Annotated in this window: 15 protein-coding genes and 1 pseudogene; 4 read left to right on the top strand and 12 right to left on the bottom strand. The window is 70.1% G+C overall.

Features of this window, described 5'->3' with window-relative positions; all coding sequences use genetic code 11:
- Positions 1-91: 91 nt before the first annotated feature.
- The 8 genes from ABT006_RS34060 to ABT006_RS34025 all read right to left on the bottom strand — a co-directional run bounded on the left by ABT006_RS34060 (position 92) and on the right by ABT006_RS34025 (position 6,739).
- Positions 92-451 (bottom strand): alkylmercury lyase family protein, encoded by a 360-nt coding sequence (locus ABT006_RS34060; RefSeq protein ID WP_350712588.1) that lies wholly within the window; start codon positions 449-451, stop codon positions 92-94.
- A gap of 24 nt (positions 452-475) precedes the next feature.
- Entirely contained in the window at positions 476-901 is a 426-nt protein-coding gene (locus tag ABT006_RS34055) for a hypothetical protein (RefSeq protein ID WP_350712587.1), read from the bottom strand.
- Between the two features lie 425 nt (positions 902-1,326).
- On the bottom strand, positions 1,327-1,632 hold the full coding sequence (locus tag ABT006_RS34050; protein WP_350712586.1) for a hypothetical protein: 306 nt from the start codon (positions 1,630-1,632) through the stop codon (positions 1,327-1,329).
- A gap of 77 nt (positions 1,633-1,709) precedes the next feature.
- Positions 1,710-1,895, bottom strand: a complete 186-nt coding sequence (locus ABT006_RS34045) for a hypothetical protein (protein ID WP_350712585.1) — start codon at positions 1,893-1,895, stop codon at positions 1,710-1,712.
- A gap of 291 nt (positions 1,896-2,186) precedes the next feature.
- The gene (locus ABT006_RS34040) at positions 2,187-3,311 is read right to left on the bottom strand and encodes an RNA-guided endonuclease InsQ/TnpB family protein (RefSeq protein WP_350712584.1); all 1,125 of its coding nucleotides are present in this window, start codon (positions 3,309-3,311) and stop codon (positions 2,187-2,189) included.
- 399 nt (positions 3,312-3,710) lie between these two features.
- Positions 3,711-4,283 carry an SRPBCC family protein gene (locus ABT006_RS34035; protein WP_350712583.1) on the bottom strand — a complete coding sequence of 191 codons (573 nt, stop codon included), beginning with the start codon at positions 4,281-4,283 and terminating at the stop codon, positions 3,711-3,713.
- Positions 4,284-4,331: 48 nt separating this feature from the next.
- The gene (locus ABT006_RS34030; RefSeq protein WP_350712582.1) at positions 4,332-5,144 is read right to left on the bottom strand and encodes an SAM-dependent methyltransferase; all 813 of its coding nucleotides are present in this window, start codon (positions 5,142-5,144) and stop codon (positions 4,332-4,334) included.
- Positions 5,141-6,739, bottom strand: a complete 1,599-nt coding sequence (locus ABT006_RS34025) for a radical SAM protein (protein ID WP_350712589.1) — start codon at positions 6,737-6,739, stop codon at positions 5,141-5,143. The genes ABT006_RS34030 and ABT006_RS34025 overlap by 4 nt, the downstream gene beginning before the upstream one ends.
- Positions 6,740-7,065: 326 nt before the next feature.
- Between ABT006_RS34025 and ABT006_RS34020 the strand changes: the two genes are divergently transcribed.
- A complete protein-coding gene (locus ABT006_RS34020; protein ID WP_350712581.1) occupies positions 7,066-7,389 on the top strand; it encodes a hypothetical protein in 324 nt (107 codons plus the stop codon).
- A gap of 57 nt (positions 7,390-7,446) precedes the next feature.
- A pseudogene (locus ABT006_RS34015) lies at positions 7,447-7,874 on the top strand (transposase family protein); the annotation flags it as partial.
- 175 nt (positions 7,875-8,049) lie between these two features.
- Here ABT006_RS34015 and ABT006_RS34010 read toward each other — a convergent pair.
- From ABT006_RS34010 to ABT006_RS33995, 4 genes are all read right to left on the bottom strand, one after another.
- Positions 8,050-8,901, bottom strand: coding sequence for an alpha/beta fold hydrolase (locus tag ABT006_RS34010; RefSeq protein WP_350712580.1), 852 nt, complete (start codon positions 8,899-8,901; stop codon positions 8,050-8,052).
- Positions 8,902-8,938: 37 nt separating this feature from the next.
- Complete coding sequence (locus ABT006_RS34005; RefSeq protein WP_350712579.1) at positions 8,939-9,613, bottom strand: alpha/beta fold hydrolase; 675 nt, start codon at positions 9,611-9,613, stop codon at positions 8,939-8,941.
- 73 nt (positions 9,614-9,686) lie between these two features.
- Positions 9,687-12,374 carry a helix-turn-helix transcriptional regulator gene (locus ABT006_RS34000; protein WP_350712578.1) on the bottom strand — a complete coding sequence of 896 codons (2,688 nt, stop codon included), beginning with the start codon at positions 12,372-12,374 and terminating at the stop codon, positions 9,687-9,689.
- 396 nt (positions 12,375-12,770) lie between these two features.
- On the bottom strand, positions 12,771-13,673 hold the full coding sequence (locus ABT006_RS33995) for a DUF5996 family protein (protein WP_350712577.1): 903 nt from the start codon (positions 13,671-13,673) through the stop codon (positions 12,771-12,773).
- A 258-nt stretch (positions 13,674-13,931) separates the two neighbouring features.
- Here ABT006_RS33995 and ABT006_RS33990 point away from each other — a divergent pair, with 258 nt between their 5' ends.
- Entirely contained in the window at positions 13,932-14,651 is a 720-nt protein-coding gene (locus tag ABT006_RS33990) for an alpha/beta fold hydrolase (protein WP_350712576.1), read from the top strand.
- Positions 14,652-14,765: 114 nt separating this feature from the next.
- Positions 14,766-15,374, top strand: coding sequence for a hypothetical protein (locus tag ABT006_RS33985; protein ID WP_350712575.1), 609 nt, complete (start codon positions 14,766-14,768; stop codon positions 15,372-15,374).
- The last annotated feature ends 179 nt before the right edge of the window (positions 15,375-15,553 follow it).

Raw genomic sequence — 15,553 nt, 5'->3', positions numbered from 1 at the left:
AAAGGCACAAACGCCAGTCAGAGCAAGAGTCACGCCCGCCACCACCAGCTGTCAGCTCACCACTGCTGAGCCGACCCTGCCACCCTCACAGTCAGATCAAGCGGTGGTCGAGGGCGGTGTAGCAGGCGAGCAGCGGTTCGAAGATGTCGCGGCCTAGGGTGACGGCCTGGTCCTGGTCGAGAACAGTGGCGGCCAGGTTGGGGTGGGCGTTGATCCATGCCTGAGCGCTGGAGGCGCTCGTGAAGAAGTTAATGGTGGAGCAGCAGGTGTCCACGGAGCGGCCGGCGCCTCCGGTGGCCGCGTACACGATCACCGCTTCCGCCGGCTGGTAGGTGGCGGCACCGTTGGTGATGGTCACGCGGACCGATTGGCCGGTGTGCGGATCGATGGAGGCGATTGCCGAGTCGGTGCCGAGCATGAACGGCATGCCCAACGCGTCGATGGCGCACATCGCGAACACATCGACATCGCCGAATTACACCCGGTGCGGCGTTGGCGTTGGCGAGAACGGGTAGGCCGCGACCAGACGCCCGGCGTTGTCGACGGCGACAAGATCTTCCCGGGCAAGTTCCCGAAGCGCCTTCGCAGTGTCCAGGTCCGCCGCGCCGATGCCAGCGCGGATGTCGGCGTCAATGGGGGCAGCCCCGGTGGCGGCGAAGTGACGCAGGATCGCTCGATGCACCTGCCGGAGGCTGTCGGGGAGCTGCCCGTCGCGGCGGGGCCGATCTGTCCGGATCGCATTGTCCGGCTGCGCGCGGCAATCCACCCGGCTCTGCTCCGCCACTGGGGTGGCGGGTCCGGCGCCGATCGCCTGGCGCAGGGCAGCGCGGATGCGCTCGCCGGTGGGGAGATCCAAGCGACAGGCTGCCGCACCGTCGCCGGTGCCGCCCATCACGTCCACGCCGTTGACCAGGATCGACGGCGACGCGTAGTCCCCCCACGACCTCGGTGACCACCGCGAGGGGCAGACCGACGTCGGCCAGCGCCGCGCGCAGCTCATGCCGAGCCGGCGCGAGGTTCGGACAGTCCGGCACCGAACGAAGCTCAACCCGGCCCTCTGCTGCGCGATCTGCTGCCGTCATCACAGGCCTCCTGGAAAACGGCCCCCGGTGGCATCAACCGTCACCGACTGGCCGGCACGGCTCTACCCGTATCGGACTCAAACCCTTCGGTCAGGGGAAGGTCAAGGCGCGACGACAGGAGCCACCAGATGCGGATCGGGGGAACTTGCGTGATGCCGGAGATGGTGAGCCGGCCGCGTTGACCGGTGCACATCGGGTCTGGCTCGCCGTCGCGGTGGCCGATCCACGCCGTGTAGTACCTGGGTCAGATTGGGATGACCGGGCCGCCGCCGGCGATGCCGCCATACAGGCCGGGCTGGCCGGTCAGCACGCTGCAGCCCAGGTCGATCGCGGCGAGCACGGCAGTGGCGGCGTCGACCCTGCCGACCGTGTCAAGGGTGACCGCCAGGGCCTCCCAGCTGTCCGACGGTGGCGAGAGGATCTCGGCGATCGGGTGGTTGACGAGCAGCTGCAGGCGGTCCGTGTCGACGGCCACCCGGGCGGCTTCGGCCACGCACAGTACCGGCAGCCCGAACACGCAGTTCTCTTCGTCGGCGACCTCGGCGATCACCTCACCGACGTCGATCGACCCTCGGGTGAAGGCGATGATCGCGGAGGCGTCGAGGACGACCCGGACGGCCGGTTCGGTCACGCGGCGCGGGCCGGCAGGCCAAGCTGCTCGCGAGCCTGGGCGTCGAGTTCCGCCGTCCACCGCTCCCGGGCCTCGTCCAGGCGGCGGCGCGCGCGAGCCTTCCCCTCGTCGGAGACGACGATGCCGGCGGCGGCGAGGACCTCCTCGCTGCGGGCGCCGCTGTCGGGGCTCCTGTTGGCCATGCCCGCAGGATACGCCCTGATAGGCGCGGGAGTCACCAGCACGCCACCGGCGGTGCTGCCGGACGCTGGGGCTGCTGGTGCTGGTGGGGCAGTTGAGCGCGGGCTGGAAGTGGTCCACGACGTGTTTGTCGGGCACGGCCTGGGCAACGACGAGCCTCGCCGCTGCGAACGTCGCGGCAACGCCGCTGCCCCTGACCGAGGCACGTCGTGCGATCCGGGCGCCAAGCACGGGCGGCTGAGCCGCCGCCGCAGCAGCGCAGCCCCGATGTCTAGTGCGGTGTCCACTAACGTTCACCGGCTCTCCGATGGATTGTTGTGGATCCTCGCTGTAGAGGCGAGCGACTCCCCACTGGGTGGTGGGGCGGGCCACCGCGGGCCGTCTTGACCCTCACGTCGCCCGGGTGGGCGGCGGGGGTCACGCCGGGACCGGCCGGCTCCGGGGAGGTGCCGGCCGGCTCGACGGTGCGTGACCACCCCAGGCAGCACAGGAACGGCTGTGGGGGTGGTGTGTCCGCCGCCCGGGGTGCGGGTGGCGATGCTGGCCGCCGCGACCAGGTCACGGTGGCCCGAAAATGCGCAGTGCGGGCACGTCATGGTCCGGCCCCACGGCTTCGGCACGCGTCGCCGGCAGGCCGGGCAGGTTGACGAGGTGCCGCGTTCGTCGACGAGCCGGAGGGTGATGCCGGCGAGGGTGGCCTTGTCGGTCAGGATCTGTAGGAGTCGCCCGATCTGCCACTGCCGTAGCCGCAGGTTGTGCCGCCGCCCCGCCGGCAGGTCGAGGACGCCGCGGGGGTCGCCGACGTGCAACACCCCCACCCGCTGGCCGACGGCCCAGTCGACGACGGTGCGGGCGGCTTCGTGTTGGGCCTGCCGCACCCGCCGCCGATGACGGCCCTCCACCTGGCGGGCGCGGGCCCGGTACTGGCGCCACCGGCGTGACCCTCGCTGGCCGGGTTTCGGCGCCCGGCGGGCGACGGCACGTTGGCGGGCTTTGGTGTCGGCCAGGTGCATGCGATGCTCGGCGCGGATCGCCCGCCCCGACACCAACAGCCCCTCCCCGCCGGGGCCGGCGACGGCGTAGGGGTGGATGATTCCCACGTCCACGCCCGCCACCCGGCCGGGATCCGGCCCCTCACCCAGTGGGTACACCGCTACCGGAAGCTCGGCGGTGACGTCGAGGAACAGCCGGCCACCCTCGCACAGCAGGGTGATCGAGCGAACCTGCTCCACCGGATACGGAATCTCCCTCGCCAGACGCACCCACACCGGCGTGGTGCCTCGTGCGGTGGGGATACGCACCCGGTGGCCGTCAAGGGTGAACGTGCCAGCGCACCGGCACCAACCCCCGCCGCCGACGCGGGAACCGTGCCGACACGTCACCGGCCTTACGGCGTTTCGCCGCCGCGAACCACGCATCGGAAAACCGCCGCAACACCGACCGCGCCCCAGTCGAGTCCAACTCGGCGAACGTGCCCGGACCCGAGGCCGACAACTCCCGGCACAACTCCTGGTAGCCCGCCAGTGGTGAGTCATGGCGGCGACGCCGCCACGCGTTGACCTCCACCACGCACGCCCACACATCGCCGGCCGAGCGCAGCAGCCCGAAACACCGCCGCCGCTGTCCCGGGGTCACCTGCACCGCGACACGAGCGGTGCGATACACCACCGGTGGCGCGGCGGGATCCCGACGACGAGGCACGAACCGAAGCCAACCCCACGGGTACGACAATTTCACGGTCGACGAACCCGGCAAAGGTTTGTGGACACCGCACTAGCGCCAGACGGCTGACGTGTGGCCGCCGAGCCCGTACGGCCCTAGCCCTGACCGTGTTCCTGCCGGCGTTCGGCCTCGGATTTCACGGTGGCCAGCGCGTCGGCGACCGTCGCCTCCCATCGCCGCGCGACCACCGCCGCCCACCCGGCGCCGAGCGCCCAGCCGTCGGTGCCCATCTCGCCGGTGTACTCCAGTCGGGTGTGGCCGCCGTGGTCGGTGAGGGAGAAGCGTTCCCGAACGTACGGCACAGGGCCGCGCACGAGACGGAAGTCGACGGTGTCGGGGCGGGTGAGGGTAACCGTCTCGACCGTCTGGGTGACCAGGCCACGGCCGACGGGCGTGCGGTGGGCGGCCAGGACCATTCCCTCTCCGCGTTCCAGCACCTGGATCTTCTCCCGTTGGGCCCTCGTGGGCCGGCCGAGGTAGGGCTGGGCGATCACGTCGAAGACCAGCTCGCGGGGCGCGGCGATGTCGAGCACCTGCGGCCCGAGGGCGCGTGTGCGCCAGCCGATGCCCAGCTCGAGGGTGAGCTGGCCGGAGACCAGCGCCCGGTACCCGATCACGCCTGCGGCCGCGGTGATGGCCGCGATGGTCCAGCCGGGCCGTGCTGCCATGATCGCCTCCGATCTCCTGTTCGGCGCCGGGGAGGTCACCGTTGGCTGTCACTGCCGTTTCACGGCTGTCAGCAGGGCGTAGCCGAGGACATGGTCGGCGATGGCGGCGCGGGCGGCGGCCAGCAGCACTGCCGGGGCGCGGTCGAAGTCCACGCCGAGGGCCTCAGCCCGTGCTCGTGCGGTCATCCGCACGAGGGTGAGACGCGCCTCGATCTGATCGATCATGGCCACCATCGCGTCGTCGCGGCGTTCGGTGTGGGTGACTGTCAGCCCCGCCCCGCTCAGCAGGGCCGCGTACCCGTCGAGAGGGCGGGCGTCGGCGACACAGGCGACCCACGCCCCCAGCCCGGCCAGCTCGGGCGGGAGCCGCTCGGCATTGACGGTGACGTCGGTGATGCCGAGCCGGCCGCCGGGGCGCAGCACCCGGGCGAACTCGGCGGCGGCGGTGGGTTTGTCAGGGAAGGTGCAGAAGGCGCACTCGCACACCACCACGTCGACCGACTGCGCGTCGACGGGTAGCCGCTCGGCGTCGGCTACCCGGAACCGGATGCGGTCGGCGAGGCCGCCGGCCTGTGCCACGTCGGTGGCGCGGGCGACGTTGGCCTCGGACAGGTCGACGCCGGTGACGTCGACGGCGTACTCGGTCGCCAGCATCAGAGCGGTGCTCCCCCGGCCACTGGCCACATCGAGGACGATCTCCCCGGCGCGCAGGTCCAGCCGGTCGGCGAGCCGGCGGGTGAGGGCGAGGCCACCAGGGTGGTAGGAGTCGCCGAGCAGCAGGGCCACCACGTCAGAGCCGTAGGTGGCGGCGCAGCATGCCTTGGCCTCGGCAGCCGTCGGCGGCGGGATCGGGACGCTCATCGGATCCCTCGGCCGACGTTGGTGCTGTCCGGCGCGATGCGGCGTCCACCGTCCGGGCGATGCCCCGCCCCGCTCCCGGCGATCTTCGAACCGTAGGGCGAGTCGATGAGGATCGGCTGCAGCGGCTGGGCGTTGGGCACGACGTCGGCCACTGTTACGCCGGACATCTGTTCGCGGACCTGTTCGCGGTAGCCGACGGAGTTGTAGGCGCAGAACGGTATCAACCTGCCGTCCGGGGTGATCTCCTCGACGCAGCACTTCATCAACTGCTTGACGTTGAGGGTGTACGGATCCTGGAAGTCCTGGATGACGATCATGAAGGCGCGGTCGGTGAGGTTCGCGACCGCCTCGGGCAGGTTGATGCCGCAGGCGTCGGCGCAGTCCAGAGCCGCGGCGGTCTGAGCGAGGCGGTCGCGCGTGGTGTCGGTGCCCATGAACGCCGACGCCGACCACAGCTTTTCCAGCGCTTCCCGGATGGCGTGGTCCGGCACGACCCGGTTGGACACGTAGTCGAGGTAGTCCTCGACGTTGAGCAGCCTCGGGATGGGTACCACGGCGAAGTCCGGCGTGCCGGGGGTGCCTTCGGTGAGCAGGTAGGTGATCGAGCGGCAGGTCGGGAAGCAGCACGGCACCGGGAAGAAGTCCTTGGCCTGGAACCAGTCGGGCAACTGCTGCGCGATGAGGCGGATGATGTCGGAGTTGGTCAGCCGGGTCAGCGGGTCGAAGGTGACGTGCCGGCCGGAGTGGGTGACCGGCTGGAACGAGACACTGCGCACCGCCGGGTGGGCCAAGCCGTAACTGATGATGGCGCCGAGTTCGTGTTCGTTGAGGCCGCGTTCGACCGCAGCGACGAGGGTGACGGTCAGCCCGACGTCGGCGCAGTTGTCCAGGGCCTTCTGCTTGATGGCGCGCAGGTCCCGGCCGCGGATCTCCCGGTGGGTGCGCTCGTCGAACCCGTCGAACTGCAGATAGATGTTGACCGGCCGGCCGGGCCGGTTGCGCTCCCTCAGCGCGGCCACAAATCCCCGGTCGGAGGCGAGGCGGATACCGTTGGTGTTGAGGTTGACCGCCTTGATCGGGCGGGCCTGGGCGGCGTCGATGAAGTCCAGGATCTGCTTGTGGATCGTGGGCTCGCCGCCGGAGAACATCACCACCTCGGCCTCGCCTTCGCTTTCCACGAAGACATCGAGCATCCGCTCGCACTGCTGCAGGCTGATCGAGTAGCCGTCGGGCTGGTGGCCGGAGTCGGCGAAGCAGATCGGGCAGTCCAGGTTGCAACCGGTGTTGACCTCGATGATGCCCAGACAGGCGTGCTGCTTATGCTCCGGACACAGGCCGCAGTCCGAGGGGCAGCCGTCGACCACCTCGGTCTGGAACGTCAGCGGGATCGTGCCGGGCTTGTTGAACCGGGCGCTGTCGAGGTACATCTGCGCGTCGCCGTACACCAACGCCTCGAACAGGCCATGCTCCGGGCAGCGCTTACGCAGGTACACCTTGTCGTCGCGGATGTTGACCTGGCCGTCGACGACGATCTTGCACACCGGGCAGATCGACTTGGTGTACTCAACGAACACCTCGTCCCGGTCCCGCTTCACCGCCGATGACACGGAAGGAACGGGGACGTGTTCAACAGCGGCCATGACTGCTCCTCGCGGCGTGCCTGCCATTGTCGCCAGCCCACTCTGCCTCTTTGCCGGCCCGTCAACCGGTCACACTGCCATGCCGCGACAGCCGTACGTGCCAAACCAAGCGGACTCACACCGATGAACAGCGAAGAGCAGCCCGCGTGGCGCGGATGCCAATCACCCCTGCAGATGCCGAACCACGTCTGGGGGAAACCAGCAAACCGCCTGACCACCGGTCCACGCCTGGCACTGCGATCAGCGCGGTGGACACCAGAACGAGGTAGACCAGCGCCTCGATGAACCAGAACTGCGCCCTCCGGCTGCTGGTGATGATCGTGGCCGCGCTCGGCGCGGTGGGCATCGGGCAGGTGTTCGACGGGTCACTGCTGATCGTCATCTTCGCCACCTCCGGCGCGCTGGAGGCATTCGCGACCGCCCGCACCGCCGACTCGGTGCGGGCGTTACTGGACGTGGCCCCCGAGCAGGCGACGTGCCCGGACGCCGACAGCGGCGAGACGGTGGTGAACATCGTCGAGCTGCCGCTCGCACGTCCGCGGTCAATGAGCGGGTGCGGGTCGTCGCGCAGTTGGTCCTCGAAGCCGGGGAGTGCCAAGAGTTAACGGCCCTGTCTCATATTCGGTGGTGACGGAGGGTGGCGAGGCGTCGTTGACTCCTATGTGGAGGATGTCGATGAGCTTGTAAAGGCGGTGTTCTCGGGGCTGTCCCCGCTGATCATCGAGGACGTGGTCGACGAGGGTGAGCGGATCGTGGTGCGGGCCCGGACGCCGCAGGACACCGCGGTCTGCCCGAGGTGCGGGCCTCGTCGGGATGGGTCCACGGCTACCACTGGCGGACGGCGGCCGACGTTCCGGTCGACGGGCGCCGGGTGGTGGTCCGCGTGCGGGCGCGGCGTCTGGTGTGCCCCACGCGCGGCTGCCGCCACACCTTCCGGGAACAGGTTCCTGGGGTGTTGGAGCGATACCAGCGCCGCACGGCCCGTCTGAACAGGCAGGTCAAAGCCGTGGTCAAGGAGTTAGCGGGCCGGGCAGGGTCGCGTTTGCTGGCGATACTCGCCATGGGCCTGTCCCGTCGACGCACCGTCCGCGCACGCCAGAATGATCTTCGCGCGCATCGCGAGGACCTGCGCTCGCCCGCCGTGACCAGCGCACCAGCGTCGCGTGTTCCTCGTCGGACAACACCAGCGGCGGGGTGGGACGCCCGGTCCTCGGCATCCCACCACCCTGCACCCACTTATGAGGCGAACTTCCGGCGGGAGAAGACTAGCTGGTGGTGGCGGCCGCGCTCATGATGAGGTTCGTGGCGGCGTCCGGGTGACTGATCATCGCGACGTGGGATGCGGCGACTTCCACGGTCCGAGAGCCGGCACGTTGGTACTCGAAGCGCTGCAACGCGGGGGGAATCGCCTTGTCCTGGGTGGCGATGAGACCCCACGAGGGGATGGTGTGCCAGGCTGCGGCCTGAGTGCGGTCGGTGAAGCAGGCTGCGCTGAAGGGCCGCTGCGTGGCAGCCATGATTTTGGTCGTGGAGGTGGGCAGGTCCGCGGCGAACACCTGCCGGAGCTTGTCGGCTTGCAGGTAGAGGTCGGTGCCGGTGGTTCCGTCCGAGTTCGGGTAGGGAATTGGGTTGAGGGCGGCCTGGATCTCGCTGCCGGGGTATGTGTCGATGAGTTCGCCCAGCGCTTCGCCCGTGTCGGGGACGAACGCGGCGATGTAGACCAGCGCCTTGACGTTGGGGTTGTCAGCGGCGGCGTTGGTGATGACGGCGCCGCCGTAGGAGTGGCCGACGAGGATGATCGGTCCGTTGATGCTGCGCAGCACGCTGGCGATGTACGCCGAGTCGGTGGGGAGGCTGCGCAGCGGATTGGCGGGTGCGATCACGGGGTAACCACGCTTCTGGAGTCGGTCGGTGACGTCGATCCAGCTGATGGTCGCGTCGGCGAAGCCGCCGTGGACGAGCACTACTGTCGGCTTGGGCTTGGCCGAGGTGTGGTCCGCGGCCGGGGCGACCGCCGCTGTCGCCCCGGCCGAGCCAACCATCGCCAGAGACAACGCGATGGCGGCGGTGGCCAGCAGGGCCCTGGCGCCGCGCAGGGTGAGTCCGAATCCGTTCATGATGATGCTCTTTCTGCTGCGATGATGACGGCCGTCATCAGGCGGCGGCCTGACGGATGAGGTTGGCGACTGCGGCGGGCTGCGACAGGTAGACCGAATGGCTGCCCGGCGTCTCCGCGACGGTCGCCCCGGCGCGCTGCGCCATGGCGTGCTGGGCGGGCGGCGGGATCATCCGGTCCTCGGTCGCCACCAGGTACCAGGATGGCTTGGCGCGCCACGCGGGTTCAGTGACCGCCCCACCGAGGGCGTCCACGCCCCACGGGACCTGCGAGTCGGCCATGAACGCCGCCTGGTCGGCGGGCAGGTCCCCAGCGAAGGAATCGGCGAACTTGTCCCGGTCGAGGAAGAGGAACCCGTTCACCGGGGGCAGGATCGGCGGGACGGGCGCGCCGGGCGGTGGGTCGGCGATGAGCGTGTTGACCGACTCGCCCTTGTCCGGGGCGAAAGCGGCGATGTATACGAGTGCCGCGACGTTGGGGTGTGTGCCGGCCTCGCTGATGACGACACCGCCGTAGGAGTGGCCGACCAGGACGCACGGGCTGTCCAGGCCGTCGACGACCTGCTGGGTGGCGGCGACGTCCCCGGCCAGGGACAGGGTCGGGTTCTGCACGACCGACACGCGGAAGCCGTCGGCGACGAGCAGGTCGTAGACGGCCTGCCAGCCCGAACCGTCGACGAAGCCGCCGTGGACGAGCACGATGTTGCGGATCATGACGCTCCTCTGCGAGGGAGACGGATTGGGAACGCGTCCCACGGTAGGAACCGGGCAGCTCCCCTCGCATACGTCAAATAACGTAATCGCCCTCCCGCGCGGTCATGAGACGGCTCAGCTCGCCGCGGGTGGTGATGCCGAGCTTGGGGAAGATGTGCGACAGGTGCGTGCTGACCGTGCGGGGAGAGACGAACAGCCGCTGGCCGATCTCGCGGTTGGTCAGGCCCCCCGCGACGAGCTGCGCGATCTGGAGCTCCTGGGCCGTGAGCCGGTCGCGGGCGTCGTGCTTGCGGCGGATCCGCTCACCACTCGCGCGCAGCTCCCGCAGCGCGCGCTCCGACCACGGCACCGCGCCGAGCGCGTCGAATGCCTCGGCCGCCGCGCGCAGCGGTGCCCTGGCCTCGGCCGCGCGGCGTTGGCGGCGCAGCCACGCGCCCCAGGCGTGCCGTAGCCGCGCCCGCTCGAACGGCCAGCCCACCAGGTCCTTGCGCAGCGCCTGCGCGAACAGATCCTCGGCGCTCTCGTCAGGCGCGGTGACGGCCCTGACGTACGCGAGCGCGACGCGCCCGACGGGCGACCCGCTCTCCTCGATCACCGGGGCGAGTTCGTCGGCGACCGCGCACAGCTCCGCCTGCCGCCCGCTGAGCAGCGCCGCCTCCGCCAGGTGCGGCAGCGCCCACACCCGCACGTACTGGTGGTAGCCGATCTCGCTCGGGTCGAAAATGGGGCGCAGCGCGTCCCAGGCCGCGCCGAACGTTCCGTCGGCCAGCTCGGCGGCTCCGCGTGCGAGCTGCACCAGGGCCAGCATCGGGTACGCGCCCACCGACAGGAAAGCCCGTTCGACCTGCTTGGCAAGTTCGCGGGCGGTGGAGGTGTCCCCGCGTAGGGCTTGGATTTCGGCGCCTGCGGCGTCCGCGGTGAGCGCCCACTGCGGCTGGCGGGTCTCCATGGCCACTTCTCTGGCCTCGGCTGCGGCGACGGTTCCGAGCCGAGTGTCGGCCAGCCGCGCCGCCGCCGTGGCCTGCCCGACCAGCGCCTGCGCCAGCGCACCGAACGGGCCCCGCGCCCGCATCCCCGCGATGGCCTCGGCGTGCAGCCGCGCGCTCAGCGGGAACGCCCCGACCGAGCTCGCCGCGGTGCCCAGCAGGCGTAGGTCATGCGGGCTGACCCAGCTCGCTTTGCTCAGCGCGTCGAGCCGGGCCAGGACCTGCCTGCCGCGTTCGACCGGGGCGACCGTCGCCAGCGACGCGATGACCTGCGGATCGTCGGGCGCGGCGAGCCGTTCGATCGCGGCGATCACGGGGGTTCGGGCGTCCCGCGGGGGATTGGAAAAATACCAGCGCATGCTGCTCATGTGCAGCCAACGCATGGTGATCGTCGAGCCCTCGCGTTCCCGCAGCTCGTCGATGACCTCGGCATAGTTGGACTGCCGGTCCACGCCAGTCCACACAAAGTGCAGGCTGATGTCGCGGACGTAGGTGAGCCTGGACCGGTCGAGTGGGGTGAGGTCGGCATCTTCCGCACGGGCGACGAGGCGTTCCTGGGCTGTGCGGTCACCGAGCTCGAAGGCCATCGTGACCGCGTCGATGAGCCGCGCGCCCCGGCGGGCGGGGTCGGCGCTGAGGTACGCGGCACGTTCCAGCGCCTCCAGCGCGAGTCCCGCCGCACCGCGGCGGGAGGCGCGCAGGGCGGCGGCGGCCAGCCCGGCCGCGACGTCGTCGTCGTGGGACGTTGCAGCGGCCGCCCGATGCCAAATCTTGCGGTCATCGTCATCGAGCAGGGCAGTGGCGAGCGCGGCATGCGCGTTGCACACCTCGTCGGCCCCGGCTGCTTGAACGATCGCCGACCTGATCAGCGGATGCCGGAACCGGACGCGCACGCTGTCGGTCATGACCAGCCCCGCCCGGGCCGCGGGGGTCAGCGCGGCCGCCTCGATCGGCGTGCCCGCCAGCAGGGACGCGGCCCTGGTGTTCTCCTCAATCGCGTCGTTCTCGTTGATGGCGGCGACCAGCGCCAGGGCCCGGGTGTCGGCGGGCAGCGCGGCGAGCGCCTGGGCGAACGCGCGTTCCAGCCGCTCGGTCAACGGCAGCCTGCTCGAGGCGAGCACCTCCTGGTCCGGCCGAGAGGCCAGGGCGGCGAACTCCATCAGCGCGAGCGGGTTGCCCGCCGCCTCCGCCAGGACACGGGCGCGTAACGCGGTGCCGAGGTCGGGCGCGACTCTCGCCAGCAGCTCTGCGGCGGCTTGCTCGGTCAGCGGCGGCACCGTCAGCGCGGGCAGTCCCGAGGCGGCGAGCTTGGCCTGGGAGTCGGCGTCGTCGCGCAGGGCCGCCAGCAGCACGATCGCGTCCGCGTTCAGTCGGCGGCCGACAAACGCGAGCGCTTCCCAGCTCGGCTCGTCCAGCCAGTGCGCGTCCTCGATGGCGAGCACGACGGGGGTGTCGCTGGCGAGTGCGGACAGCCGGTGCAGCACGGTCATGGCGGTGCGTAGCGGCCCGCTGTCGAAGTCGCCGGGCCCGGTCCCCGCGAGCAGCCTGCGCAGACCCTCGTAGGGGACCCGGCCTTCGGCGAGCACGCCGGTCACGGTCAGCACCCGGGCGCCCCTGGCCGCGGCCTCGGCCGTGGCGGCCCCGAGCAGCGCCGACTTGCCGACGCCTGCCGTGCCGCTCAACACGAGCGCCCCGCCGCCCTCCTTCAGGCCGTCCACCAGGGCGAGCAGGTTACGTAGTTCGGCGTCTCGTCCCACGAGGGCGTGCTGTGTCACGAGACGATGCTCACACCGCGTGCCCCGCACCGTCCAATTTCAGCCCAAGCGCTGCCGTCCCGACCAGATCTGCGGCCGCCGCCAGCAGGCGGCGGCCTGACGGATGAGGTCGGCGACCGCGGCGGGCTGTGAGACATAGACAGCGTGGCCCGCCCGATGGCCTCGACGACGAACGATCCGGCGCGTTCGACCAAGGCGCGCTGAGCCGGTGGCGGGATCTCGGGCTGCGGATCTTCGAAGCCTGCGGCGCGAACTTCGTCACCACCATGCTCGAGGCCGGCGTGAGCCTGGGCGACGTACAGAGTCGCCGCCCGTCACGCCAACCCCGCACAATTCGGCTACCACCCGCTGCGATCCAGGTTGAGTCGCTCCCACCGGTCACGTTGGTGCTGGCGGTCAGGGTGCGTACTGGGTGCGCAGCTTGTTCGTGTCCCAGCCGGCGCGGTGGGCGCCGGCTTGGTAGGCGCTTTCCAGGAAGGTGAGGACCGTCGCGCACGGGTCGGCGGCGGCGCGGGCCTCGTCGTACGTCAGCAGCGCGAGGTGCGCACCCCGGTTTTCGACCCAGCGTGCCTGCGCGGGTCGCAGCGGTTCCTTGGTGAGACCGTCGGGCTCGGGTGCGGTGTAGGAGTAGAAGGCCGGTTCGGGAATGTTTTTGTCGCCGAACCAGAAGCCGGCGCTGATCACCTCGTGCGAGTACGCCTCCCGGGTCACCGGGTCGGCGGTGTCCGGCTGCGGCGCCTGCCGGCCGGAGAATCGGGTGACCGCGATGTCGAAGGTGTGCCAGAAGTGGTGCACCGGGCTGGTCTTGGCGTTGCACCGGGCGGCGTACTCCTCCAGCACCAGCGCCACCTGGCTGAGGACCTGCCAGTACCGGTTGACCCAGTACGGGTCGTACGCGGCGTGCGTGGTGTCCTCGGCGAACGGGATGCTGTCGGTCAGATCGTAGGGTTCGGCCTCGATGTGTACCTGGATGCCGAGGTGCGAGAGCGCGGCAAACAGTCGTTCGTGGAACGCCGCGACGGACAGGCCGGGCAGGGGGAAGGTGACCGTCTGGCCGGCCAAGGTGTTGATGACCAGTCGGTGGTCGACGAAGTCGAAGTCGATGGCGAACATTACGTCCCGGCCCATGGGCCGGGACGTGATGCCGCGGCCGGTCAGATGGAACGGCACGTGCCACCAGTGGTTGCGCGGCGGTGCCTGGTCCAGCCGGATCTTGCCGACGATCTGCTCGAACCGGTGGACGGTTTCCTTCGAGTCCGCCCAGGCGGACAGCGGGATCGGCGGGAACAACTCGGTCATCCGGACTCCTCCGACAGCGTGCTGGGCACCACTCGGGCCCACGCCGGCATCTTTCCCGATCCGATGGCCGTTCGGGCGCCAACCTTGCTCCTTCGACTGGCCGGACCGAGCGCGTTTACGCCTAGGCCGATTTGGTACTCGCAACTTGACTGCACCTGGTCAGGGCGGCAGGCACAGTCAACGTGCGGATATCCGCCGTCGCCCGCAGGCCAGCATGGGCAGAAGCGACCACTCAACCCAGTAGGGAAGGAATCCGCCATGAATGGCCGACCGAACATCGTCCTCGTCCACGGTGCATGGGCCGACGGCTCCTGCTGGAGCGGCGTTATCGAGCGCCTACAGGCCGATGGCTACCAGGTGACGGCCCCGCAGTTCCCCTTGACCTCGACGGCCGATGATGTCGCCCGGCTACGCCAAGTCCTGACTTTGCAGGACGGCCCGACGATCGTGGTCGGGCACTCCTACGGCGGCCAGATCATGACCGCCCTCGGCGCCGACGCGCCGAACGTGGCCGGGCTGGTGTACATCGCTGCTTTTGGGCTGGACCGAGGGGAATCCCTCAACGCTCTGCTGTCGCAGGGCCCCACACCGCCGGCGCTGGCGCACCTGTTCACCGACAAGCAAGGCTTCATGTGGCAGCCGCAGGACGACTTCGTCCAGCACTTCGCGGCCGACGTCGACCCGGTCCAGGCCAAGGTGATGCACGCCGTACAGCAGCCAATTGCCAGCTCAACCTTCACGGAAACGATGGCCGTACCGGCCTGGAAATCCCTACCGTCCTGGTATCTCGTCGCCACCCAGGACCAGGCGATCCCGCCGGACGCGCAGCGCATGTTCGCCGGCCGCATGGGCGCGACCACCATCGAAGTCCCTGCCAGCCACGTCCCGATGGTTTCTCACCCCGACGAAACGGCACAGCTCATCAAGACCGCAGCCGAAACCCGGACCCCAATGCCGGCAGGTCATGCACGCAGATGACAACAAACCACAAGCAGCGGTGGAGGCCCGCCGTGCGGCCGCATACCGATCGTTGGCGCTGCTGCTGCCAGCTGATAGTAGTTCGCGGCAGGCCACCAGCACCGGAGGTGCGGCATGGACGAGGACGCGCGCGAGCAAGGGCTGCTCACCGCCCTAACCACGGAGCATTTCGTGCTCCAGACCTCCCGCAGCGCCACGATCACCGAGTCCGTTGGGCGGGCGACCGTGTTCCTGTCACTGCTCTCCGCCTCGCTGATCGGGCTCGGCTTCGTCTCCAGCAGCGGTCACCTGATCAAGCCGTACCTCGGCGCGGTGCTGCCGACCCTGGTGATCACTGGTCTGCTCACCTTCGGCCGGCTAGTTCAGAACATGGTGGAGAACTCGCTGGACCTCAAGCGCATCCAGCGCATCCGCGCCTACTACCACCGCCGGCTCGCTGGTGAGCACGACTTCTTCGCCGACGCGGTCACCAGCGGGGGCGACATGCAGGCAATCTCGGCGGCGGTGGGCAGCAGGCCGGCTCGCTGGCAACTGCTGCTGACCACGGCAGCGATGGTGGGCGCGGTCAACGCATTGCTGATCGGCCTGGGCGCCGCCCTGCTGACCGGGGTGCTGGGCGGACCCCCCGCGCTGGCGATCACGCTCGGTGTGGCGGTGGCACCGGTCGCCTTCGCCGCACAGCTCGCGCACATCAAACGGGCCTCGATCTGGCTGACCGGCTGACCGCCGGTGGGCCGAGCACGCCGCCAAAGCTGCGCAGCCTCGGACGCCATCCACAGCCGTTGGTCCTTGGTGGTCTGCCCCTAATACTCCAACGTCACTTGGCTTCGGCGTTGGGCGTGGCGCAGGCATGAAGACGGCCACCGCGTTGATCATCGATGGTTTGTGAGGACAACCGAAGA

The sequence above is a fragment of the Micromonospora sp. NPDC002717 genome, from assembly GCF_040295705.1.
Lineage (GTDB): Bacteria > Actinomycetota > Actinomycetes > Mycobacteriales > Micromonosporaceae > Micromonospora.
Note: the sequence above shows the minus strand (reverse complement) of the source record. Positions and strands in the feature narration are given on the sequence as shown.

What these genes read in the sequence shown, in the direction of transcription:
- ABT006_RS34040 (WP_350712584.1), bottom strand. Translation starts at nt 3,311, where the DNA reads ATGCGTGGTTCGCGGCGGCGAAACGCCGTAAGGCCGGTGACGTGTCGG.
- ABT006_RS33995 (WP_350712577.1), bottom strand. Translation starts at nt 13,673, where the DNA reads ATGACCGAGTTGTTCCCGCCGATCCCGCTGTCCGCCTGGGCGGACTCG.
- ABT006_RS33985 (WP_350712575.1), top strand. Translation starts at nt 14,766, where the DNA reads ATGGACGAGGACGCGCGCGAGCAAGGGCTGCTCACCGCCCTAACCACG.
- ABT006_RS34060 (WP_350712588.1), bottom strand. Translation starts at nt 451, where the DNA reads ATGTGCGCCATCGACGCGTTGGGCATGCCGTTCATGCTCGGCACCGAC.
- ABT006_RS34035 (WP_350712583.1), bottom strand. Translation starts at nt 4,283, where the DNA reads ATGGCAGCACGGCCCGGCTGGACCATCGCGGCCATCACCGCGGCCGCA.
- ABT006_RS34005 (WP_350712579.1), bottom strand. Translation starts at nt 9,613, where the DNA reads ATGATCCGCAACATCGTGCTCGTCCACGGCGGCTTCGTCGACGGTTCG.
- ABT006_RS33990 (WP_350712576.1), top strand. Translation starts at nt 13,932, where the DNA reads ATGAATGGCCGACCGAACATCGTCCTCGTCCACGGTGCATGGGCCGAC.
- ABT006_RS34010 (WP_350712580.1), bottom strand. Translation starts at nt 8,901, where the DNA reads ATGAACGGATTCGGACTCACCCTGCGCGGCGCCAGGGCCCTGCTGGCC.
- ABT006_RS34020 (WP_350712581.1), top strand. Translation starts at nt 7,066, where the DNA reads ATGAACCAGAACTGCGCCCTCCGGCTGCTGGTGATGATCGTGGCCGCG.
- ABT006_RS34045 (WP_350712585.1), bottom strand. Translation starts at nt 1,895, where the DNA reads ATGGCCAACAGGAGCCCCGACAGCGGCGCCCGCAGCGAGGAGGTCCTC.
- ABT006_RS34030 (WP_350712582.1), bottom strand. Translation starts at nt 5,144, where the DNA reads ATGAGCGTCCCGATCCCGCCGCCGACGGCTGCCGAGGCCAAGGCATGC.